The organism is Paenibacillus sp. WG02 (assembly GCF_055396115.1).
Genome location: NZ_AP036016.1, coordinates 3,149,271 through 3,175,058, shown reverse-complemented (window position 1 = coordinate 3,175,058; position 25,788 = coordinate 3,149,271). Strand labels below are relative to the sequence as shown.

12 protein-coding genes and 1 pseudogene are annotated in these 25,788 nt (G+C 45.3%); all 13 read right to left on the bottom strand.

The genetic code is table 11. The features are described from left to right. Positions 1-95: 95 nt before the first annotated feature. Entirely contained in the window at positions 96-3,740 is a 3,645-nt protein-coding gene (locus ACBP55_RS14025) for an S-layer homology domain-containing protein (protein WP_464652391.1), read from the bottom strand. Between the two features lie 230 nt (positions 3,741-3,970). Beyond that, complete coding sequence (gene bglB, locus ACBP55_RS14020) at positions 3,971-5,047, bottom strand: beta-galactosidase BglB (protein ID WP_464652389.1); 1,077 nt, start codon at positions 5,045-5,047, stop codon at positions 3,971-3,973. A gap of 46 nt (positions 5,048-5,093) precedes the next feature. After that, complete coding sequence (locus tag ACBP55_RS14015; RefSeq protein ID WP_464652387.1) at positions 5,094-7,718, bottom strand: discoidin domain-containing protein; 2,625 nt, start codon at positions 7,716-7,718, stop codon at positions 5,094-5,096. Between the two features lie 50 nt (positions 7,719-7,768). After that, positions 7,769-9,559 carry an alpha-L-fucosidase gene (locus ACBP55_RS14010; protein WP_464652385.1) on the bottom strand — a complete coding sequence of 597 codons (1,791 nt, stop codon included), beginning with the start codon at positions 9,557-9,559 and terminating at the stop codon, positions 7,769-7,771. Positions 9,560-9,583: 24 nt separating this feature from the next. Further along, a complete protein-coding gene (locus ACBP55_RS14005; protein ID WP_464652383.1) occupies positions 9,584-10,534 on the bottom strand; it encodes an aldo/keto reductase family protein in 951 nt (316 codons plus the stop codon). A 165-nt stretch (positions 10,535-10,699) separates the two neighbouring features. Next, a complete protein-coding gene (locus ACBP55_RS14000; RefSeq protein ID WP_464652381.1) occupies positions 10,700-14,107 on the bottom strand; it encodes an OmpL47-type beta-barrel domain-containing protein in 3,408 nt (1,135 codons plus the stop codon). Positions 14,108-14,288: 181 nt separating this feature from the next. After that, complete coding sequence (locus ACBP55_RS13995; protein WP_464653315.1) at positions 14,289-15,938, bottom strand: fibronectin type III domain-containing protein; 1,650 nt, start codon at positions 15,936-15,938, stop codon at positions 14,289-14,291. Beyond that, positions 15,936-17,105: pseudogene (locus tag ACBP55_RS13990) on the bottom strand (glycosyl hydrolase family 8); the annotation flags it as partial. The pseudogene ACBP55_RS13990 and the gene ACBP55_RS13995, both read right to left, overlap by 3 nt. Positions 17,106-17,497: 392 nt before the next feature. Then, entirely contained in the window at positions 17,498-21,055 is a 3,558-nt protein-coding gene (locus tag ACBP55_RS13985) for a discoidin domain-containing protein (RefSeq protein ID WP_464652379.1), read from the bottom strand. 178 nt (positions 21,056-21,233) lie between these two features. Beyond that, positions 21,234-22,097, bottom strand: coding sequence for an AraC family transcriptional regulator (locus ACBP55_RS13980; RefSeq protein WP_464652377.1), 864 nt, complete (start codon positions 22,095-22,097; stop codon positions 21,234-21,236). Positions 22,098-22,214: 117 nt separating this feature from the next. Beyond that, the gene (locus ACBP55_RS13975; RefSeq protein ID WP_464652376.1) at positions 22,215-23,861 is read right to left on the bottom strand and encodes an ABC transporter substrate-binding protein; all 1,647 of its coding nucleotides are present in this window, start codon (positions 23,859-23,861) and stop codon (positions 22,215-22,217) included. Between the two features lie 30 nt (positions 23,862-23,891). Continuing rightward, positions 23,892-24,788: a carbohydrate ABC transporter permease gene (locus tag ACBP55_RS13970; RefSeq protein WP_464652374.1), complete on the bottom strand. Its 897-nt coding sequence runs from the start codon at positions 24,786-24,788 to the stop codon at positions 23,892-23,894. A gap of 18 nt (positions 24,789-24,806) precedes the next feature. Continuing rightward, positions 24,807-25,772: an ABC transporter permease gene (locus ACBP55_RS13965; RefSeq protein WP_464652372.1), complete on the bottom strand. Its 966-nt coding sequence runs from the start codon at positions 25,770-25,772 to the stop codon at positions 24,807-24,809. Positions 25,773-25,788: the final 16 nt, after the last annotated feature.

Here is a 25,788-nt window from a genome sequence, read left to right as displayed (position 1 = left end):
CGAGAAAGCCGCTGCTTCTCTTGGATAAACAGAAAAAAGGCAGATTGCTTGACGCAACCTCCCTTTTTATTGCAAATACTTGTATTACCTAGTAATTACTTTGTTGGATCCGGGTATACATCAACCGAGATTGATTTGCCGCTCGCTGTAATCATGGTTACCGTAAATGAAGAAACTTCTACAGGTGATCCATCAATAGCGGATTTAGCTGGTACGTAGACGTATTTGGCGTCTCCGCGAGTAAGTCTGATTCTATCATTTACTGTAGAGAATACCCAGTCGGTAGGGTCTACATCTTTACCAATTAATGCACCGATATCTTTATCATCTTTAGGAAAACGGTATCCTGTTGTTGCGTCTCCATCTAGTGAATATGGAGCATTTGATTTCCCGTTTACGTTGTTTACGCCGGTAGCGTTGTACTCAACATTGATATACCCTGAATTCGGTACAATATTATCATTTGCCCACTTGACATTGCTTATGAAAAATTGAATACCGAATACAGGAGCAACACGGAACACGGAACTATTTTTAAAGCCGTTGTTACCGTACTGATCCAGTAACGTAATGTTGCTGAACGTTTGTTTTTGGTTCAGTTTACCGCTGTCATTAGCCGACCAAACGGTAATTCCCAAAGTAGATTGGGGATTAGTAGGTATGGCTTTCAGTGCCGACAACCATATGATTTTTGCCTTGCCGTTATAAGTAGCTGTCAACGAGCTAACTGTTAACGGATCATCTTTAATGGCAATGTTATCCATGAATGCAACCTTACTTCCGACGTAATTGGATGGTTTAAACACAACAGAAATACTTGTTGTCCCCACATCTTTTCCGCGAATACCGTAACCGTCGGATAAAGTTCCATTTTGTCCATCTTGCTTCGGTTTAATCACAATGGATGAAGCTCGCGTATTGGAAGTAGTCATGGAATTAAGCGTTTGAATCGTATTATTAGGCAGTTGGACAATGTTCCCGCTAGCATCCTTAGCAGTTAGTGTGATTTTGCCGGAGAAATAGTTTTCTAAAGAAACACCTTCTGTAGAATATACGCTAGAGGTTACGGTAGAGCTTGTCGTAGTGATGGTATTAGCTTCCGCACCTTTCAACGTATCCTTAATCTTATCAACTGCATAGATACCATTGGTAAATGGAGTGAGCGTATAAACTAAATTATTTGCCTCTCTGGCTTTAATAAGCTGAGTAGAGCCAACGGCTGTTGACATTAAGGAAGCCGTTCCAGCTGCAACAGCTGCTTCATCCCCTTTGAACAATTGGGCTGTAACCTGATAGGTTCCTTCATTGTTATCACCAGCTCTCGAAATGAAGAAAATATCTCTATCGCGGAAGTAGCCAAAATCTCCAGGACTTTTACCTGAGTCATATCCTTCTACCGTACCATCTACACCTTTGACAATGAAAGATGTTTTGACCGCATCCAAAGTATATTTTGAATCCCTGTAAACGTATACAGCGTCCGTCACTGTGCCGGATGTTCTGTTAAGGGACAATTTCATCGAATAGCCCCGATAATCACGGTCAAAATCATCATTGTATTGGTCTTTGAACTTCAATCTGAAGGCATTCTCAGTTCTTCCATTCACCATCTCAAGCGAAGGAAGCATTTTAGGCTTCGGTACAACCGAAAGATAAACGGTCTTCGGATAGCGTTTAGTAACAATATTCGTGGTGTTGGAAGCCGTTTTTCCGCTTATACCAACCGATGCTTTGACTGTTAATGGCCCTTTATTTTGATCAGTTAACGTTTTTAAATTGGAAACACGAATTGTACCTTTATATGCACCACTCTTCTCGATACCGCCAATTAGTTTGCCAGATGCATCCTTGGCACCAATGGCGACGCTGCCGTTAGCAAAACCATAAACACTGATTTGGTCGGCATTATCTACTACATCATCTGTACTCAGTATGTTCCCGCCTTGGTCTTTGACAACGATTGGAAGATAAAAATCTTCGTCACCGACTGCAACGGTATTCGGGAAGTTGCCTATGCTGATATCATAAGGTGCTTTGGAAACTCCTACTTTCAAGACCTTGGAAGCGGAAACTGATTGTCCTGCTCCAAAACCTGTTAAGGAAAGTGTGACATCCTGTACGCTAAACTGACTAAAAGTAGAGGCAGCTTTTACTTTTAGCTCGGGAACTCCGTCCCCGTTTTCATCAGCAATAAAACCAAATCCTTGAGGAGGAGCAGTTGATGTCGTATCAAGGACTCCCGCACCTGAAGAGAATGCACTGGTGTTTTTCGTCAAAATATCAAGATCCGTAACTTGGAAGCCGTATTGGTCATAGGCTTTGTAAGGAACCGTTACCGAATCTCCGGCTTCCAATTTCGTCTTCCCATTCATATACACAATGTCGCCTAATTCAACTTTGCTAACCGTTTGCGGATCACCGACCGTAAAGACCCTGCTTGTTTGTACGGAATAATCCGGCGCAACGATGTTAACAGTCAATTGCGAATCTCTGCGCAATTTGTTGGTGTAAACAGCATGTGTGACATCAACTGTCAAAGACTGCGAATCACCAGCTGGAACAATGTCTCCATCCGGGCTTGTATAGATGCTGAATATGGCCGCACTAAGGTCTGATACTTCTTTGTACTGATTCGTTGCTTTAAAGGTCAATTTGATTTTACCTTGCGCGATGGTATCAGATGGTGTAGTGAACTCAATTGCAGTGATTTTTTCATTGGTTACAGATACCTCTGCCGTACCTTTATCAATGGTTAATCCACCATCTTTTACCGCTTCAAGCTTAACTGTGTAAATACCTTCCGTCATCTTCGTATCCAGCGTAATGATTACTTCATTCTTGTTCGCATTCCATTTTTGGGCGCCTGTTACAACAGACCCAGTAATGCTGCCACGAAGAATTGAAACGGTTAGCTTGCTGGTGTCAGCAATAACACCGTTTAATTTGACCGAGAGTGTTTTGGCCCCTGTTACTTTAAAATCAGCAACAGATACTTTGGTAACAGCCGGTCCTCCTGCTTGAATTAATTGATAGGCGGCGTAGGCGGCGTTTACAAGCAGCTCGCGCTTAGCTGTCTTCGTGTAATCCGTTGTGCTGGCAATGAGACCAGCCGTAATCGCAGCAGCAACATTCCCTTTTGCCCAGCTGGATACAGTTCCAGTTACTTTGGCTGTTTCGGCTTCATCGGCTTGTAGTTTGAACACGCGTGCAAGTACAGAGGCAACTTGTTCAATGGTTACGATACCCTCCGGATCAAATTGATCCTTTGCAATACCCTCCATATAGCCTGCTTTTGTCGCTGCGCCGATAAATCCAGCCGCCCAATCTGCCGCAGCTAAGTCTTTGTAAATGGAACTTGAAGGCTTATCTTCCTTTAGACCGTTCATCAAGACGATTGTTTTGGCTAATTGTGCACGTGTCACGTCTTTGTCGAGACCTGCTGAACCTGTTGCGTCTGATCCTTCAAAAATTCCTTTTTCTTTTAAAGCGTTAAATTTAGCTTGCGTGTCCAAAGGTGGTGCTGGTGTTGTTGGTGGTGCGGTTGTGGCTTTAGGTGTTGCTGCTGGTGTTGCTGCCGGTGTGACTGTTGGTGTAGCTGCTGGTGTTGCAGTCGGTGTAGTCGTCGCTGCCGGTGTTGTTGTGGTTGTTGGTGCAGTTGCGTCTGCATACGCAAAATCGACGGAAGCAAACATAGAGAAAACCATTGCAGATACTAAGAGTAATGATAGCTTTTTTTTCATAACCATTGGTCTCATTCTTCCTCCATCAATCATTAGATTCGAAAAACAAGTAAAAATGCTAGCTTCCTATCAACCCACTTCAAATGCAAACGCTTACTAAAAAGCTACCCCCTCCTTCCAAACCCTTTGCTAAATCATAGTTTATGGGAGAGTTGTTAACATACTATTTATTTAAGTTCCTATTGAACAAACTTAAGGTCACATAGATATTTTGAAAAAATAGGCAGCTTTTAACTGCCCTCTTGTAATTTGCACGCTTCGACCATTAGCAATAGAGCCATCGATTGACCATAGGGCATCGGGCATTGTTTGATATTTCGGTAATAATCCAGATTATCTTTTAAGCCAGTGCCATACGAAACTCCGCGAACGATACCGTCCTCATCAATTTTGTGCAGTACGCCTTCCAATGCTTTCAATCCAACAGCACGATAGCTTTCATCCAAAAAGCCTCTCCGAACTGCTTTTAAAATTCCGTATGCAAAGGCAGACGAGGCTGAAGTTTCCAAATAGGAATCCGGTTTATCCAATAAGGTATGCCACAGTCCGCTTTCATGTTGAAGTGAAGCAAGAGTCCTAACCTGTCTTTCTAATGATGTGAGTAGATACTCGCTAACTCCCGAAGGTAATGGGGCAATGTCCAAGTAATCGACGAGTCCCGCTGTATACCAAGAATTCCCCCGAGCCCATAAGGCTTGCGCATAATGATGGTGGCCAATAAACGTCCAACCGTGGAAAAACAATCCCGTCTTCACATCGGTTAAATATTTAAGATGTACTAAAAACTGTCGAATGCTTTCCTGAAAGTACTTATCTTCATGCAAAAGGACTCCCATTCTAGCCACGAATAGGACCGTCATATAGAGCGTATCATCCCAAAGCTGGCCTTCATTAAGGTTTCTGGTGACTACGTGCTGAAGGCCACCCTCATCCGTCCTTGGCATTTCGTCCATGACATAAGTAACCCATTCTTTACAAAGCACCACATATCTCGGATTCCCTGTTTCTTCAGCCAAATAGCTTAAAGTCAGCATGGGACACATTGTATTTACGTTTTTGTCAGGCAGCCCTTCCTCTATTCTCTTGTCAAACCACTGGATAAGCTCGTCTCTAATCTCCAACTTGCCTGTTTCTTTGTAATAAGAATATAAAGCAAATAGCCCTACACCTTGCGGCCACTCCCAATTGTCCATAGAAACAATGCCAATAGCGACACTCTCCTGAAAGGCCGGCTTTAAATTTTTCATCTGTCGAATTAGCTTTGTAATAATCGCTTCATACTTTTCACTTGCCGCTGTTTGTATCATAAATGTGTTCACTCCTTCGTTGGATGAATGCTGCTTCTAAATCATACTAGTTCCGGCTCAAGGTGGGGTCCGCCTGAATGTTACGGACTGCTTCGGAACCAAGACGATCCTGCAGTTGCTGAATATACAGACTGCGAGGGCTTACATGTGTTCCAAAGCTTTCCCAATAAGCCTCTTTTCGTTGCCGCCGATCATATGCGCTTGGAAGCAGCGATTTCCCTTGTACACCTACATGTCCGATGGCATAGTTTTGGGCGGTTGGGGGCTGTTGGGAAACAAGTTCATTTCTCGTATTCCAAGTTACATAGTTAGCCCCTGACCATCCATGTCCACTGCCCAGCCAACCACGGTCCTGAATATGGATTCGTCCATTCACATTGTCGTACAAACAGCCCACGGACCACCTATGATGTGGTTCACTGGTGTTATAATCCTTATTCGATTCACTGTCGAGGAACACATTAGGCCCTGCTACTCGCGCGTCAACCGCAAATGCATGTCTCGCCGTTTCGGTATATGTTCGCTGAACCAACGTCAATTCTCCCGTTAGATGAAATGGGTATCGGCGGCCTCCCGTAATCACACTGATAAATTCGTATACCGCACAATCCTGAATCGTTATCCATTTGGTGTCGCGTCCAACTTGCACAAGGGCGTGCTGTAGATGATAGCCGACAATATTCCGTACCCAAGCATTTTTAACATGATCCATATAGATAAAGTTAATGGCATGATTTTCATCGGCCAAATAAGTGAGACTTCCCTCATTGCCGTCAATTCTAGAATCTGTGATACTCTGATCAAATTCAACGTCTATCCTCAAATTCTCCACACCGATCTGTTCGATCCGTTCGGAATCTTCATATTTAACAATGGCTCCCGATCCCCATTGCCTTTCAATCGCATTCGCGATAGGAGCGTCCAAAGTAATATGATTCCCTTCGATTCGAGTGATCACTCTGTCAAACTCCAAATGAAAAGGCGGCCATTGAATCGTTCCCCCTGCGACTGGCCTTGATCGGATTGCGTCCATGCCAATCGCATGAATCCATCGTTCATTCCCGTAACGAAGAACCTTCACCTTGTCGCCGGTCTGAAAGCTCGAAGCATCTTCGACATGGATGCTCCTGGCTCCCGAAGGCACATAGAGATCCGTAACGGACGTTAACGACTCAGGAGATAGGCGGGGACCTGATGCTCCCAGAATATCTATGACATTTCGCTTCTTCGCGCCTGTCGCGTAAATCAAAGTTCCATCTTTGCCTGTTCCTTCGCCACGTAGAACGATTCCGCTTTCACGAATCTGCAGCGATCCATTGATCTTGTAGACTCCCCGCTTCAACAAAACGGTCCCACGAAAGCCTTCGGCAGATTGCGGCAGAGCAGATACCCTATTAATAGCTTCCTGAATATGCTCCGTATTGTCACCGTCTAAAGGTTCTACTAAAATGACTGGCTGTACCTCGGGTATTTTCACGCCGCCTCCGCCATAACCACTGTTGGAGAAATCAAGTATCTGATTTCCTTTGTAATCAGGCACGTATTCCAGCTTCCCTGCCTTGCCGAAATAAACGATTTGGCTTTGGCCTTCCATCGGAAGCTGCGGATTAAGAACTGTAAAATAAAAAGCATCAAAAAAGGCAGGTTTTCCAGCTATTCGTAATTCCACTCGTATTTTGTATAACCCCGATTGCGTCGCATGACCAAGAAATGGATACCTATATTCCGTTTGCGTTTCGATTTCCCGTTCAGGGAGGTTCATGATGACTTCCCCTGTCGATTCATTCACCAATATGGCCTTCACGGACATACGAAGGGCAGGAATAACATGCAAGACCGGATACTTACTGCCTGCTGCCAACAAAGCGGGTTGACCGACTTCCATGACCAGGGATGGATGCGCCAACCGTACTTCCGCCAGCACGTCAGCTGGATCGTAAACGTCGATAAAGCAACTGGTTTCTCTTGTTATGCCATTCAGAGTAACAACACCTTTGATTTGTACGATGCCGCTTTTGTGAGCGGTAAGATCTCCCTGTTCATCTATGGCAACCACATCGGAATGGGTACTTGCCAACGAGGCAATTGCATTCGCCAACTCCGCCTCCGAGCCATCCGTCATGATTCCTTTTAACATGAAGTTAGCCCTGCTGCTCACTTGTAACGAAACGGTATCATCCTGATCATACGCACGAGCGCACGAATCAGAGATAAATACGCGCTCCAACAAAGGCCCATCAGAAATCGACGGCAGGTCATAAATGCCAAAATCAATCAATTGAAAATCACGGTCCGGATCGAATAAATCCACTTCCAGCTTTACATATCTTCCCGTAACTCTTGGAAATAATGCGATATCTGTCGTACCTATTCCACCTCTGGCTGTTTCCCGCCTAAATGCTGTTTCCCAAGTTAAACTGTCCGAGGAATGAAGAATGGTATAACCGCTTATGAAGCCTGATGCTAATTTCAAAACAACCTGATTGAACGAAAAAAGGTCACCCAGATCAACACTCATCCACACGAGGCCGTCTTCCTTCCTATCCGAACCTAGTGGCTGCCAAAACGTGTTCATATCGCCATCTACAGCATACCAGCTGGGTGCATTGGCACTTTCAGAACTACTTGTTACCGATCGATTCAGGGCACGGTTGACTTCCATAACAGCCATTAGAATTAACCTCCAAATTCATTGATCGTGAAGCGATTTTTCAACACCTTTTAAAGACTAACCATCGTAACCTCTTTTAAGTTCATCAGAACGGAACCCTTAATCGTGCACGGCTTCACTGTCAGCTTATATTCACCTTCAACCTTAAAATCAATTTGACCGATCTCATAGGTATCAAAACTATACTCACCGCCTGTAAAATTCACCGTTGCCGCCAGCTTCTCGGGGCCTACTAAGATTTCATAGGAACCTCCGGCAGATTGCTCATTTGCTCCATATACAGCAGTTACCCGGTATGCACCTGATCTCGCCACACGAAATTTCCAACACAAATAATCTTGGGCAGATTTCCATTCCCTAACATTATCCCTACCCTTTTTCCCAGTATCAAATCTCAAGAATTCCCCATGAAGCTCACCGTCGAAAACACCGAAAACGTTAGACACACCTCCGGGAAATAAAACTTGGCGAGGATTGGCGTCTATATCACCCTTGAACTCAACCGCTACCACTGTGCAAATGGGATCAAGCGCTTCTGCCGGCAGTTGGATGATGATATCTCCAGAAGTATTCAATGGCTTATGACCCATGTCCGTTTTCTCCGAATCCGCCAATAAATAAGCACTCTGTATAGCATTGTGAAAGCCAGGAACAATCAATTCCCCGTGAGCAGGCCAATCCCAAACATGTAAATATAACGTTTGTCCTTTGATTGTACAGCGGCCCCATGGCATTTTGCCGATCGGGCTGCCTTGGGTGCCGTAAATACTTTCACCGTTCTGTTTCAACCAACGACCGATTACTTGAAGCAGTTCTAGTGATTTCGGGTCGAATTCTCCTTCACCAGTAGGCCCTACGTTGATGACGTAATTCCCGCCCATGCTGACAACATTAATCATGTCGTGCAGGATGTCTTTTGAACTTCTCCAACTATGATCCGTTTTGTTGTAGCCCCAGGAATGATTTAACGTAGCGATCGACTCCCAGTCCCTTCTCTGTGTCCGAACATGAAGCTGGTTATCTCCCGTATTTTCATAATCTCCGAATCCCTCCCGTCGAACTCGGCGATTCACCAAACAGCCTGGTTGTATACCGTGGACCAAATCCACGAATGTCTTGCCCTGTTCGTCCGTAACTTTATGTCCGCAATCAAACCAGAGGATGCCAACAGGCCCATACTGAGCGAGCAGCTCCTCAATTTGAGGATATGCCTTTTCTTGCAAATACCTCTCATAGCGAGTTGATTTGTCCGGATTATTCACCCATGATTCGAGTGGATCATAGGCGCCAATATTACCCGGGAAATCCAACGTGTTTCCTTGGGAATCAGGGTGATGCCAATCCATGGCATGTGAGTAGTATAAGCAAAAGACAATGTCTTCCTTCTGGCATGCAGAGGCCAATTCCGCAATAGGATCTTGTCCGAAAGGAGAAGCCCGCACAATGTTATAATCACTTATCTTCGAATCATACATAGCAAATCCATCATGATGTTTAGCTGTGAAGATCATATATTTCAAACCAGCGTCCTTCACGGCCTGAACCCACTTTATCGCGTCGAAATGAACCGGGTTGAACTCATCGGCAATTTGCTCATATTCTTTGACAGGAATCTGGGCTCTTAATTGTAGGTGCTCCGCATAAGCAGCGTTCACAGTTTCGCCTTTCCAGACGCCCCCCGGCAGCGAGTATAACCCCCAGTGTATAAACAAACCAACTTTGGCTTCACGCCACCAAGCAATCCGTTTTTCACGGTCCTCATCGATCCGTTCATTTTTCAAACGAATTCTTTGTCCGCTTTCCGCTTCTGCATTGTCCATAAGATGATCCATTGTCGACATTCGCCCCTTCCTCTCTTCATTTGATTAGTCATTTAAAATGTCTTCGATCTCCTTTAGATCTGAATCAGAAAGCCTCACACCCGAAGACTTTACATTTTCTTCCACCTGTTCGGGACGTGAAGCTCCAATAATGCAGCTTGAGACATTGTCCAAGCGCAAAATCCATGCCAATGCCAACTGAGACATACTTAATTCATTGCGCACTGCAATGTGTCCGAGCTTTTCTACCTTGATCAATAGCTCATCTTTCATAAAATTAGCAATCGCGCCATTCTGCGCGGGATCTGCTGCTCGTGAATCCGTCGGTAAAGGCATACCTGGTTTATATTTACCAGTCAGAATGCCTTGAGCCAGAGGCGAAAACACGATTTGACCGATGCCTTCCCTTTCACTTAATGGAACAATCTCCTTTTCTATGCCGCGTCTGAACATATGATATTGGGGTTGATTGGATATGATTGGATTTAAATTCAACGCTTTAGCCAACTGAATGCTGTCTAGAAGCTGATCGGCCTTCCACATGCTAACACCTGTATATAATACTTTTCCCTGTTTAATCAGATCATCCAAAGCACGAAGCGTTTCATCAAGCGGTGTCTCGTCATCGTATCGGTGGCATTGGTACAAATCGATGTAGTCGACGCCGAGCCTTCTTAAGCTTGCATCACATTGCTCTTTAATATGCTTGCGTGACAAACCGCGGTCATTGGGTCCAACTCCCATAGGGATACAAACCTTGGTTGCCAGAACGTAGGATTCCCTAGGATATTTGGACAGTGCCTTGCCGACTACTTGTTCCGCTTCACCATGGTGATAAACGTTGGCCGTGTCAAATAGGTTGATCCCAAGCTCGTAAGCTTTATCGATGATCATCTCGGATTGCTTCGCATCAACGGCACCACCGTAGGTAAGCCAACTGCCCAAGCTTAATTCACTAACTTTCAAACCACTTCCGCCTACACGTCTATATTGCATCTCAAAATCCTCCAAAATCATGATTATATTCCGATGTTACTATCACGGAACCAGCTATTCATTATCCGCACTTATACATCTATGTCTTTTTTTAAGTTTGAAAAGAGAAATAACCGTCCAGTTATTATCTTAATAACCGGACGGCCTATTGCCATTTTTATCGCTTTATTTTGTCTTCAAAGCTGTAATCCATTCGAGCAGCTTCTTCGAAGTCGTTTCGTCGATGAATTTGCCACTTTGCGCTTGAACTAGATTTTCAAGAGCATTTAATGCATGGTTGACGTCTTTGCTCGGTGCCTTCTGGACTAAGTTAACCAATGCCATTAATGCTTTATATATTCCTTCGTTCTTAATCCAGCCTTTTTGCTTGGCAATCGTTAGAGCTTCATCCAAATGGTTGATGTCCATTTTCACTTGAAGTACGAAGGACTGCTCGCTCTTATTGCCCACATTGTCCGTAGCTGTTACGACAACAACGTGGTCGCCGATGGATAGTGTCAATGGTTCAATCGCATATGGTGAAGCAAACGGTAGACCGTCCAGCTTAATCGTTGTATCTTTGACGCCGCTTAAAGGATCTGTTGTCAGGAAGTTCAATTGAAACGTATCCGTCACATAGACAGCCATGGATACAGTCGGCGTGATGACAGGTCCGGTTTTATCCATTTGAATAGTGACTGTTTTCTGAGTTTCTTGATTGCCTGCAGCATCGATGCTGTAGTATTTGAGCTCATTCAAGCCCTCACTATCAATTTGAACTGTATTTCCTTCTGCAAACGGACTGCTGTTTAGACTGTAAAAGGTTTTCGCAACTCCGCTAGCTTCATCCGTTGCCGATAAATGGATTGTTTGTGCTTCTTTATGCCAACCGCTCTGCCCATCATCCGTCGTTACAGGAGGAGTTATATCCAAAATGCGAACCGTTATTGTGGAGACATCTGAATTCTCATATCCATCGTTTACGATGAACGTAAATGTATCTGTGCCGAACGCACCAGGGTTTGGCGTATACGTAAAAGCTCCTGTGGACGGATTCGTAACGACTGCCGTTCCTAATATGCCATTGCTCACGATGCTGTAAATCAGTGGATCACCGTTTGCATCACTCGCAGACAATGTCCCGCTCACAGCGCTATTTTGCGGAGTTGTCAACTCTTTGCTTTCGCTTACTGGCTTCACATTGACGATCTGACCGCCAATATATATTTCATTAATATTATTCCATGTGTCCTTGGAATTGCCTTTACCGTTATACTTCACATATCTGGCATTCTCCAGCGCGAATGGAAAGATCTCTAAACCAGCCGTTTTGCCACTGCTTTTTCCACTGAATACATTCTTCCATGTGATCCCGTCTTCCGATACTTGCAGATCGAACGTGTATCGATCCACGTCCCCCTTCAGGAAGGAGATTACGGCGGAACGGATTGGCTTGATCTCGCCAAGGTCGAATTGGATCCAGTGCGTAATGCCCTTAGCTGCATAACGGGTATTTAGGTCACCATCTATCGCGTTTGCCGGTGGGAAGCTGGCATGGTAACCTGCGCTGGCCGTTACTCCCCTAATAGGGAAAGTGATGAATCGGTCCGGCACATCGCCGTAAATCGGATACCCCGTCATTTGCACCTCGTACTTGGACTGCAAGTACGGGTCCTGCCGGTCCTTCACTGTGATGATCGCAGTTCCGAAAACTTGCTGAGGCTGCGTAATCTCAACAATATGTGTGCTTGTTGCGCTGACAGTGGGAATCACTTTGGTACCTAGTGGCACTGCTGCCGTATACGTATATGTTGATGGAGCAAAATTGGCGATAGATACGCCATTTACCTTGATATCCGTCAGCTTCGGCAAGAGTGCCTCGATCGGCGGTGTGGCACTTTTGGACAGCACCATTTTATCAAGACGAGCACCATCTCCCTGTGACTTAATCGTTAATTGATGAAGGCCGTCTGGGAGAGAGAAGACATTTGCGGCAGATGTCCATCCCCAGTCTGATGGCGCTGTTTGAAGGTCAACTTCTGGTCCTGAATCCAACGATACTTTCAAGCTGCTTTGGCCAGCTCCATTTCGGGATCCGAGCATGTGCAAATACACATTCCCCCCATGGGTAACGTTCAAGCTATAAGTTAACAAGGATGCTGAATCATCAGGGGATTGCATGTAAGCTCCTTTGGAGCAGACATCGCAGACCTCTCTTGTAAAATGTCCCGATCTGCTGGAATAGCTTTCCGCTTCCCACGCTGGTGACAGATCTGCATCAACATTACGTGTCCAGCTCGTGTGGTCCTTCGCCCACATGATACGGGCAAAATAGATCGGACTTGTGAGTACCGTACTCATATAATAGGGATTGGTCAGCAAACGGTAAACAGCCGGATCCGGGTCATACGGCGAGATGTGCAGATACTCGCTCCAAAGATTGGTCAGCGTACAGCTCGTTGGGAGTCCGTCCACTTTACAATAAAAATTTCCGTTTCCTGTAGAAATCACATAACGAATCGTATTCGATAACTTGATCAGTGTATCCTTTGAAACTCCGTATTTCCCTCGGTCATAAGCACGAGTCATGCCCATGATGTCATTGGCTGCGTGAACGCCATCCGCATCTTCCACTTTGCCGAAATAGTCAGCGACATACCACCATTTATACACATCGTGTCCAGCCACTTGATAGGCCTCAAGTTTACTCGTGAACCAATCTATCGAAGCTTTAACAATGCTGTCGTACAGTGCTACCCTTGGCTGATCGTCAGCAAGCAGTTCATGGCTTTCCGCCAAACGCATGAAGCCATTATTGATCATCATTTGCTGGTTCCAAGGAATCGCTGATCCAGGAGCTGCACTACCCGTTGTGCTCCACCGAGGGTCTTCTGGCCAGTATTGACGCAAGGTATCCGGCTTGACAAAATTAGGAATCATGTACGTATCCATCGACTTATCAAGCTCGGCGATGTATTTCTTTGCTCTTTGCAAATAGGTTTCCCCGTACTGTGCAGCATCACCGAATGGAACCGTCTTGTTCCACAAAGACTTGTTTTGTAATATCAGCTTCGCGCTGTAAGCGATGTGCCCAATCACATCACCGTTCTCACTTCCTGAATAGCCTTCTATCAGCAATCCGTCGCTATTCACTTCGCCAACTCTCTTATTTGGCCAAGCCAGCTCCCTCTTTCCATTCCATAGCACTCGGCCCGTATCTGGGTTATTCCGAGCGGACAGCATGATCTCAGAGAATTTAATCATCTGGTCCAAAATGGCCATATCTCCGCTAATTTCATACATATAACCCATAGCCTCAACGTTCTGCCCGCTTGGACCATACACGAAATCATTGCCAATATTACTCACGGGCAGACCGACAGATGAAGACAAGATATATTGCTTAAACGAATTAATCTCTTCTCGTGTGACAGGACCTTCCAGGCTATTAACGACCATAGGAGAACCGGCGGCAGCCGATGCTTTTGGCGTTAAAGGAGCCAAAATACCCGAGCAGATAAGCGTGAGCGCTACGCCCGAGATAAACAGTTTGCGCCATCCCTTTGTCATGTTTGCAGGAATTGCAGCTAACATTATGAACCCTCCTTATTTCCGCGTTTATATTGTAATCGTTTTCATAACTCATCATAATTTTTGTAGAGTAGGCAAGCATACTAGTATTTTAAGCACCTATTCAACAAAATTATGATGCTTAAATGGATTCACTAAAAAAACGACCACATAACCAATTGCGGCTATATGGTCGTTCATCATTTTATTGGTTATACACTTCAATCTCGTTGATTGTCGGTACAGCGCTTGCCGTGTTGACATACAGTCTCAAATATCTGGAAGTAACCGATGAAAAGCTTATCGTTTTGCTCGCGCCAATCGACGTTCCTGAGGTGCCGGCAATATCCGTATAGGTTGTGCCGTCGCTTGAGGACTGGAGCTTATACGACGTTACTCTCTGGTATGTGATTTCCTTGATTACTACCTGATCGTACGTGATGGCAGAGCCAAAATCTACGCTGATCCATTGATTATTCAAGGAACCATTCGAAGCGGACCAGCGGGAGAGATTGGATGGGTCTCCATCAAACGCATACGCTGCAGGATAAGATGCACTCCATGTCGTTGAAGCATTGTATGTTTTACTCAGTGCGAGATTGCCACCTGCCGCCAGAGTCGTTGCACTTGCTGTGTTACTAGCTGCAGATACGTTAGCTGCTGCATCCTTCGCTTTGACCGTATAGCTGTAAGCTGTCGAAGCCGTAAGTCCTGTATCGCTGTAGGAAGTAGTTGTCGAAGATCCAACAAGTGCTGCATCGCGATAAACATCATAGCCCGTTACGCCCACATTGTCTGTGGACGCCGTCCAGCTCAGATTGATTTGGCTGCTTGAAGTTGCCGTTGCAGCCAGATTCGTCGGCGCTGTCGGTGCCGTGGTATCTTGAGCAGCCGACGTCGTTGCGCTGGCTGTATTGCTTGCCGAAGATACGTTACCTGCCGCGTCCTTCGCTTTTACCGTATAGCTGTATGCGGTCGAAGCCGTAAGTCCTGTATCGCTGTAGGAAGTTGTTGTCGAAGATCCAACAAGTGCAGCATCGCGATAAACATCATAGCCCGTTACTCCTACATTGTCTGTGGACGCCGTCCAGCTCAGATTGATTTGGCTGCTTGAAGTTGCCGTTGCAGCCAGATTCGTCGGCGCTGTCGGCGCTGTTGTATCTGCTGCGCTAGATCCGTATACTTCCATCTCGTCGATGTTCGGTATATTGCTAGCTGTGTTTATATACAACCGCAAATATCTAGCATTCACACTTGCAAAGTTAATTGCTTTATTGGCGCCGATTGTCGTTCCTGTTGTTCCGGCAATATCCGTATAGGTTGTGCCGTCACTTGAAGATTGCAGCTTATAGGAAGTCACCCTTGGGAACGAAATCTCTTTAATCACTACCTGATTGTAATTGGTGGCAGCGCCGAAATCGACACTTATCCATTGATTGTTAAAAGAACCGCTCGATGCGGACCAGCGAGTAGTTACACTTCCATCAAACGCATTATCGGCTGTGTAAGATGCGTTCCAAATCGTTGAAGCATTGTAGGTTTTGCCCAATGCGAGATTCGTGGGGGAAGCCGGCGTTGTCGCACTCGCTGTGTTGCTTGCAGCAGATGCGTTGCCTGCCGCATCTTTTGCTTTTACGGTGTAGCTATAAGCCGTTGATGCACTGAGTCCCGTATCGCTGTAGGAAGTTGTCGTAGAAGATCCCACGAGTGTAGCGCCACGATAGACATCATAGCCCGTTACGCCTACATTGTCTGTCGAAGCCGTCCAGCTTAGATCGATTTGGCTGCCCGATACTGCCGATGCCGTCAAATTCGTTGGTGCCGTTGGCGCTTGTGTATCCGGTGTACCAACCACTGGCTTCCACCAGTTGCCTGAAATGAACAGCATGTTTAACAACGTAAAGCTATCGTCGTAATAGCCTGTTTTATGGCTTTTCATAAAGTCCCAACCGCTATTGATCCATGCTTGATTGCTGCTGTTCGATACGGCTGCTGAAATGAAGGGGGAGACGAAAACACCAGCAGGTCCGGTAGCTGAACCCGTCACGGTACCATCCAATTTATATCCATCTTTCACATTGTTAGGATTGCCGCCTGTTTTACCTTTAATCCAGGTAGCTATTTTGTCTACGATTGTTTTACCTCTTGTATCTCCATAGAGCGCGTAATCCATAACTATTCGGAGCGGAACACGAGCCGCATTGTAATTGTACTCGTTCGTTTCAGGAAACTCGCCCAAATAATTTTGGGGAGCTGGCTGGGGAGGATTGCCTACGACAAAGTCGGAAATCAGCCCCGTACTCGGCGAATAGGTAGCGCTGAAACTGCTATAAACACTATACAGATTATTAATGACATTCAGCCAAGTTTGATCACCCGTAACGTCATAAAAGGCTCTTAAATGTGAGAGCATCCAATCCGATGGTCTCGTATTCAAAACGGTTTTACCATCCCAATCGCCAAGGTTCAATCGGTTATTGGTTGTCACGTTACTAGCTTTTAGACCATTCGTAATCATATTTTGAGCTTCTGCCAAGTAATTGATCGTGCCCGCTGACCCCCATTGATAATGGGCAAGAATCAGGGAGTACGCAATATCTATATCCCCATCGGTCGCTGAATCAAAATGTCCTTGCGCGCCGGCAGCATCCGCTACCACCCAACCCATCAGGTTGGCATTTTGTACACTTTTGAAAGCTCTGGCTGTCTTAAAAAGACCGTCATAAATGGTTTTTGCATTCGTATCATAACCTGCCATTAATGCCGTTATCACCATGCCGTAGCCTTGACCTTCGGAGGAGCCTAAGGGAACATACCCGTCTGCACTTCCGGTTATTTCTCCTTTCACATAGTAACCGCCAGGCAAGGAGGACAAGTTGTTTTTCAGATAGCTTGATTTCCATGAGTTATAGTAAGCTGCGACATCTGCATTCATTTGAGTCTGCGTGACATGATCAGGTTTTGTAATCCCAGGATAGTTGACTTGCTGTGGAAAAGGCTTTTGCTCACCTGCCGCATGGGCACTTTGCTCAAGAGCCGGCGAAAGAAAAGGAGCTGTAAAAAGGGTAACGCAAAGCATAGCAATTGACCACTTTTTCAACTTCGTTTTGACCGGTTTTACTTTGATCGCATCCATTCATTTACCTCCTAATTGAATGTTTCCCATCTCCATCAATCTGGAATCTAATCCTAGAATTGAAGCTTACTCATCCAAGCTAAGTCACTGTCCCCTCCTTTTTTTGCATTCATAAATATAAACGTTTTAACTTTTAAAATAAAAGTTTCGTCCGCTCATCCTCATTGTACAATGGTCCGAACATGTTCAAAATTGGTGAAAATAACAATAATTTGCACGAAATTAACTTTATAAAGACCGCATTGCACATAAGGGCAACGCGGTCACTTGAGCGCTGATCACTGGTTATAAACTTCCATTTCATTGATCGTAGGAACGGCACTGGTTGTGCTAATGTACAGCCTCAAATATCTGGCTGTAATCGGAGAGAAGCTGACCGTTTTGCTCGCTCCAATCGTTGTCCCCGATGTTCCGGCAATATCCGTAAAGTTTGTGCCGTCGCTTGAGGACTGAAGCTTATAAGCTGTTACTCTCTGGAACGTGACTTCTTTAATTACGACTTGATTGTACGTGATAGCAGAGCCAAAATCGACGCTTATCCATTGATTATTCAAGGAACCGCTCGAAGCGGACCAGCGCGAGGTAGAGGAAATGTCTCCATCAAACGCATTTGCGGCGGGATAAGATGTACTCCATGTCGTTGAAGCATTGTAGGTTTTGCTTAAAGCAAGATTCCCTGCCGCCAACGTCGTTGCGTTAGCCGTGTTGCTGGCTGCAGATACATTAGCCGCTGCATCCTTCGCTTTGACCGTATAACTGTATGCGGTTGAAGCAGTGAGCCCCGTGTCGCTGTAAGATGTCGTCGTAGACGATCCAACCAACGTTGCGCCACGATAGACATCATATCCCGTTACACCTACATTATCTGTTGAAGCGGTCCAACTCAAATTAATTTGACTGCTGGATGCAGCAGTTGCCGTTAAACTCGTCGGCGCTGTCGGTGCCGTTGTATCTCCACTGGTGCTGTACACTTCAATCTCATCGATTGTTGGTACGGCGCTAGCTGTCGTTACGTAAAGCCGCAAATATCTGGCGTTCACACCGGTAAAGTTAATTGTTTTACTTGCGCCGATCGTTGTTCCAGACGTACCGGCAATATCCGTATAGGTTGTGCCATCGCTCGAGGACTGGAGCTTGTAAGACGTCACCCTTTGGAACGTGATTTCTTTGATCACTACTTGATTGAACGTGGTGGCCGCACCAAAATCGACGCTTACCCATTGGTTATTCAGGGAACCGTTCGATGCCGACCAGCGGGTAGCTGAGCTGCCATCAAACGCATTCGCGGCAGGATAAGAGGTACTCCATGTCGTAGATGCGTTGTATGTTCTACCCAAAGCGAGATTTCCGCCGCCCGCTTGAGTCGTTGCGCTAGCTGTGCTGCTTGCTGCTGACAAGTTAGCTGCAGCATCCACTGCTTTTACCGTATAGCTGTATGCGGTTGAAGCACTGAGTCCCGTATCGCTATACGATGGCGACGTTGAAGATCCAACTAATGTGCCGTCACGGTATACATTATATTCCGTTACAGCCACATTATCTGTGGAAGCGGTCCAACTCAAATCAATTTGACTGTTGGATACTGCCGTTGCGGTCAAGCTCGTCGGCGCTGTAGGCGCTTGGGTATCTGCAGGCGCTTGAGTCGTTGCGCTAGCTGTGTTGCTGGCAGCCGATACGTTAGCTGCAGCATCCTTCGCTTTTACCGTATAGCTGTATGCGGTCGAAGCTGTGAGTCCTGTATCACTGTAAGATGTCGTCGTCGAAGATCCGACCAGCGTGGCGCCACGATAGACATCATAGCCCGTTACGCCCACATCGTCTGTCGAAGCGGTCCAGCTCAAATTAATTTGACTGCTGGATGCCGCAGCTGCGGTTAAATTCGTTGGTGCTGTCGGCGCTGTTGTATCTGCTGCGCTAGTGCCGTATACTTCCATCTCGTCGATGTTCGGTATGTTGCTAGCTGTAGTAATATAAAGCCGTAAATATCTGGAGCTCACATTAGAAAAGTTGATCGTTTTATTAGAACCGATCGTCGTACCTGTCGTGCTGGCAATATCCGTATAGGTGGTTCCGTCCGTCGATGACTGGAGCTTGTAGGACGTCACCCTTGGGAACGAGATTTCTTTGATCACTACCTGATTGTACGTCGTGGCAGTACCGAAATCGACACTAATCCATTGATCGTTAAAAGAACCGCTTGATGCAGACCAGCGAGTCGCAACATCGCCATCGAACGCTTTATCAGCTAAGTAAGTTGTATTCCATATCGTAGAAGCATTGTACGTTTTGAATAAAGCAAGATTGCCTGATGGAGCCATGGTTGTAGCACTAGCTGTGTTGCTAGCTGCAGATAAATTTGCTGCTGCATCCTTCGCTTTTACCGTATAGCTGTAAGCAGTCGAAGCGCTGAGTCCCGTATCCGTGTACGATGTCGTCGTCGAAGATCCGACTAATGTGGCGCCACGATATACGTTATAGCCAGTTACGCCTACATTGTCCGTTGAAGCCGTCCAGCTCAAATTAATTTGACTGCTTGAGGAAGCTGTTGCCGTCAAATTCGTTGGTGTTGTCGGCGCTTGGGTATCACTGCCTGAGTTCCTTTGGTTTTTTACATACATAAGACGGGCGAATGAAGCCATGGTTGTGCTCGTCATATTTGGCATAGTCGCATTGGCCAACGTATAGTAAATATCCGGGCGGAGAGCAGCTAATTGGAGATTTCCGTTTCGAGGATACGTTGTCGGCGCACCATGCCCCGTTCCATCCGTTCCATCGACTCGCCCAGCGTAATCACTCGGCCCTCTCATCATCACGTCGGCATACATGTTGGCAAATGGCGTCATCATTGACGCTGTGATGCCATAACGACCGCTCAGAAACGCTCGATAAAAGCCTGCTACATCCAAACTGCCGTGATTGGAATCTTCGCCTCCCAGCAATGTCGGATTATAACCCCAGTTGTATGCCGTGTTGCCTTTGCTGTCCGTATAGGTTTGCTTGGCTGAATTATCGCTGAAAAACCAATTAAGATTTGTCTGAACAATCCCATCGTATTGTGAAACGAGAGAAGGATTATCACCTTTGATCGCATGGGCTGCTGCCAGATTTTGCAGGCCGTAGGTGATCATCATCTGCTGATTCCATGGGAAAACGCCTCCTGGCATGTAAGGCGATTGCGTCGAGAAGTAGAGTTTATTCCCTCTCGAAAGATCTAGCAGCTTTGGAAAAAGGAATTGGTTGACCACATAATCGGCCTCTGTAATGAAGGTATTTGCCCGTTGTAAATAGGTACCTCCGTGTCCATAGGCATCGCCGATGGGAACTGTTGTATTCCAAATTGCCGGGGTCTGAAGGATAAGTTTGCCGCAATAGGCAAGATGGCCAATAGGGTCGCCGTTCGCAGAGTCAGCAGACGCGGTACCAGTGTTATTTCCCGGCCATATGGGGGCAATCGTATTGGTCCAAGCTGTGCGTTGTCCGTAAGGAGCAGGAAGAATATCGTTACGCTGGGAAAGAAGCACGTCGCAGAAATAGATCATTCGGTCGAGGATCGCCGTGTCATTCGTCAGCTCATACATGAGCCCCATCGCCTTGATGTTCTCTCCGCTTTTTCCTTGTGCATACTCACCTTGCATGGAACCGGTGTTGGGCCAAACGACAGGTTCCACGGTCTGAATATAGGATTTGAAGGAATTAATCTCGTTTTGTGTGATTGGGCCATCGAAGCTGTCAACCACCATAGACCCAGCGGCCAAGGCTCGGGTTCCCGGGAACAATCCAATGACGAAAGCGAAAATAAGTCCAACTAAAAGGAGTTGTTTTTTTAACATTGGCATTATACTACCCTCTTTGCACATCCCCATCGGCTGGAGTATTTGCTGCCATACCTGCACAGAAGTCATCGCAATATCGTTGTTTCGGAGATTTCACACCTCCTTTCATTCAACTCATCCTTATTTTAAAGCGTTTTCATTTCATTGGGAATTCACGCTACTAACTACTTTTTTTGTTAAACTAACTTTGCGATTGCATATGTGAGCTTAGATGGTCGTTTCCTATATATAGGTGACGGAACTCTGAGGGTGACACGCCAACATGCTTTTTAAAGGATGTCGAGAAATGGGAGGCATCGTTAAAGCCGGTCATTTCAGCAACTTCATGAATGGATAGAGACAAGCAAAGAAGCAATTCTTTGGCCTTCTCCAGTCTTCGGTCGTAGATATACCGCATTGGCGGTACTCCGAGGTGTGTTTTAAAAAAGCGGATAAAATAGTTCGGATGAAAATGTGCGGTTTGCGATAACTCATAGATCGTCATCTCTTTGTCCAAGTTCTCATCAATGTATTTGATCGTGTCAACCAATCTGTTGATGGACGAGAACCTGACATCATCATGCGTTTCAATAATGGCATTGTCGATATAGAAGGCAATCATATCAAGCAAGGCTGACTGGACCTTGAGCGAAGTCGTCAGTCCATGAGGACTTCGATTGTCGATCAACTGCCGAAAGCAATTCAGCAGACGAGAGTTATCTTCAACTGTGATGATATTCGGAATCCCCATCGATCTGAAAAGATGATTAAGCCCGATATTGGAAGCGAAATGGCACCAGTACATCGTAAACGGTGGGCCTTTTGTTACGGAGAAGGACTGTAAAACAGTTGCCGGAGCGAAGAACAATTGCCCGGATTGCGGCTGATACAGCTTACCATCTAGTTTGATCCATCCGTCACCTTCGCAAATATAATAAAATTTATTGTATTCAGGAATAAAATTGAACTGCTTCCAGTCGTGGGAACAAACGGAATGCTTAGCGTATATCAATTTCACCCTTAAATCAGATAGCTTATGATACAACAAATGATTGTTTATTTGCATGGCCTTCACTTCCTTTATCGAATAAGATACGCTCCCTTATCATTGTAATTGAGAAAAGCCCCACCTGCCACATGGCAGGCGGAGCGTAATACCCTTCAATTTCCTCAAAGGTTTCTCTTATTTCTTCCTTGCATCGAATGCTTGTTGGTAGATTTGCAAGTATCTCGGCAGCTTCATATTATCCATATTTTTTAAGTACTCATCCCATTTTTTGTCAATATCCATGTCACCGATAATCATTCTCGCCGTTGACTCTTTCCGGTAGTCATCAATTGTTTTGCTGATATTGGCGATTTCATCCGTCTGCTCGTTTGTGAAGCTTAAGCTCGGAATCATTTTTTTAGGATCTGGTTTATAGGGTTCGTACTTGGTCATCGATTCTTTATACAGGATGTCTTCCAGCGGATTTTTCGGATCGGCCGTCTGACCCAAACGCCAATCGTTCGTACGCAGGGAAGGACCCACTTGTCCCCAAGTTGCATTCTTCGCTCCAGGAGAGTTATTGCCTAATAACGTATATTTGGCAGGCTTGCCATTGATGCCAATTTCGTTAGGGGCAGCCACTTTCCATTCCATGTCCGGTCTGCCAAGTATAGCGCGATTGGTGGCTTCCTCTGAATATAGGAAATCAGCTAACCGCATTGCAATCTCCGGATTTTTGGCTTTGTTCGTAATGACATAGGATCCATACGTGATCCCTTGTGGAATGTATTTAGATGCTTGGACTCCATTAGGACCTTTTAACGGAGGTACAGCCACATAATCCTTCCAACGCGTTCCTTCCAGTGTGTTGAAGACTGTCGGATTTTGCGCCGCTACTACCCCCAAGATAACACCATCCGGATTTTCACCCAATTTCCTCAATTGATTCCGATCCTGAGTAATGGATTGCGGATCAACCAAACCTTCTTTAAACAGCTTGTTGATATACTTAAGACCTTCCTTATATTCCGGCTGTGTAAAGGCCGCGTTAATTTTGCCATCTTTCAGGAACTGCAAATTGCGGTCGCTGTCAATAAACGCTTGCAAAAGGAAAGTATCAATGTAAGAGTTGGCAATGTTGGCACCTATAAACGGGATTTCATCTGCCTTTTTATTGCCGTTCGGGTCTTTTTCCTTAAACGCTTTCAGTACTTGATAAAACTCATCTGTCGTTGTTGGCATCTTCATACCAACAGCATCAAGCCACTTCTGATTAATCCACAATTTGGTAGCGTGCGTACAGTGAAAGCACTCGTTGACAGACGGTAGACCATAAATGTTCCCATCGGGTGACGTAGAAAGTTCTTTTGTATACGGGAGTGAAGTAAACATTTTTTTAGATTCAACGCCATATTTGTCGATTAGCTTGTTTAGTGGAATAAACACACCGTCTTTGCCATAAAGCGTCAGCTGAATTTGATCGATATTGAATCCTAGATAAACATCCGGATAGTCGCCGCTAGCCAGAGAGATATTTAGTTTCTGCTTTGGATCGCTAGCGACTTCCCACTCGATGTGAATGTTCGTTTTCTCTTCCAACCATTTGGTAAACTCGTTAGTTGCAAAATTCTCTACTGCCGGATTCGTTCGCGTCAACACTTTGAGTGTTGTTTTCTCTTTGGTGATTGGAAGCACGCCCGGCGGGTTTACCACTTCGTTCTTTGTCGCTTCCGGTTGCTTGGTAGCCTCAGAAGCACTTTTCGTCGTGGTACAACCGCTTAAGACAACGGTTGCACTTAAGAATAAGCATAAAGCGGAGCCCCACAATTTCGTTCTTCGCATTTGTAATTCCTCCCTTTTTAATATGAATGGTTAACCTTTTAAGGAGCCGATCATCATGCCTTTTACAAAATGTCGCTGGATAAAAGGGTAAACAACTAAAACCGGAATTGTAGAAATGACGATCAATGAGTACTTCAGTAGTTCTCTCATTCCTTCTCGTTGAGCCGCACCGACGACATCCGTTATGACTTCCTCATCGAACGTGTTTTTAACTAACACATCACGCAAAATGATTTGGAGCGGAAACAAATCCGGTGATTTCAAATAGAGTAAAGCGGCAAAATACGTATTCCAATGCCCTACCGCGTAGAATAACGAAAGTACAGCAATGATAGGTCCTGATAACGGAGCAACGATTTTTAACAAAAATTTATAATCACTGCACCCGTCCAGATGCGCTGCTTCTAACAGTTCCTCAGGAATCGTCGTTTGAAAATACGTCCTTGCGATAATAACACTCATGACGCTCATGACACCTGGGATAATTAACGCCCAACGGGTATCGATCATGCCTAACTCCTTAATCAGGAGGTAGTTAGGAATTAATCCCCCGCCAAACATCATGGTGAATACGAATAGCGCCATCACCGTATTTCGGATATAAAAGTCTTTACGTGACAACGGGTAAGCCGCAATAAGCGTCATGATCACATTGATCATCGTTCCAACTACAGCATAGTACAACGAATTGGCAAACCCTACCCAGATCCGTTTGTCTTTGAAAACCGCTTCATAACCTTGAAATGAGATATCGACAGGCCATAACCATACTTTCCCAGAAATGACGGCTGATGATGAACTAAAGGAAGCACTGACCACATAGATTAGCGGGTATAAGACTGAAAGTGTAAAGAGGCAAAGCATCGTATAATTCACGATATTAAATACTTGATCGCCTCTAGATTCTTGAATTCGGGTCGACTTCATCTCTCTCTTTGCACCTCTCTACCACAGGCTCGTTTGCCCTAATTTTTTGGCGGCCTTGTTCACCGTGAATAATAGAATCAAATTGACGACAGATGTGAACAATCCAATGGCCGAAGCATAAGAATACTTAATCCCCGTCGAGAGAAGTCCAACCTTATATACATAGGTATCGATAACTTCGGAAGTGCTTAAGTTGAGCGGGTTTTGCATCAATAATACCTTTTCAAACCCAGCATCCATCATATGTCCTACACTCATTATCAATAATATAGTTGCAACCGGTAAAATTCCGGGAATATCCACATGCCACATTCTTTGGAGTTTGCTCGCCCCATCCATCACAGCTGCCTCATGCAGCGAAGGATCAATCGCAGCCAATGCGGCTAAATAAATGATACATCCGTAGCCTACATTTTGCCAAACGCCCGACCACACATAAAGTGACTTAAAGTTATCAGGATTCCCAAAAAAATCTACCTTCTCGAATCCGAGCTGTGCAAGCATCATATTAACAATGCCTGTTTTTGGATCTAGCAGTTGCATGATAATACCGATCATTACGACCATGGAAATGAAGTGGGGCGCGTATGTGATCATCTGCACAGACTTTTTAACGGAAGAACGACCTACATAGTTTAAACAAAGCGCCAGAAAGATAGGAAACGGGAACCCGGCTAGAAGGCCGTAAAAACTAATACCAAGCGTGTTCTTGATAACCTTCCAGAATTCATAGGAGTTAAAAAACGTTTTAAAATGCTTCAGCCCTACCCAATCGCTCCCCCAAAATCCTTTATGAGGCACATAATCCTGAAAGGCAATCACTGCACCGTACATCGGAATGTATTTAAATATTAGAATGTACAGAATTGGCAGCACAGACAACAAGTACAGTTGAGGTACTTTTTTCATGTTGCGGAAAAGCTTACTAGCGATATAAGTTCGCGCTTTCCTGCGTACTTTTGGAATTTCCCTGGCGATCTCCAATCCAAACCTCCTCCTC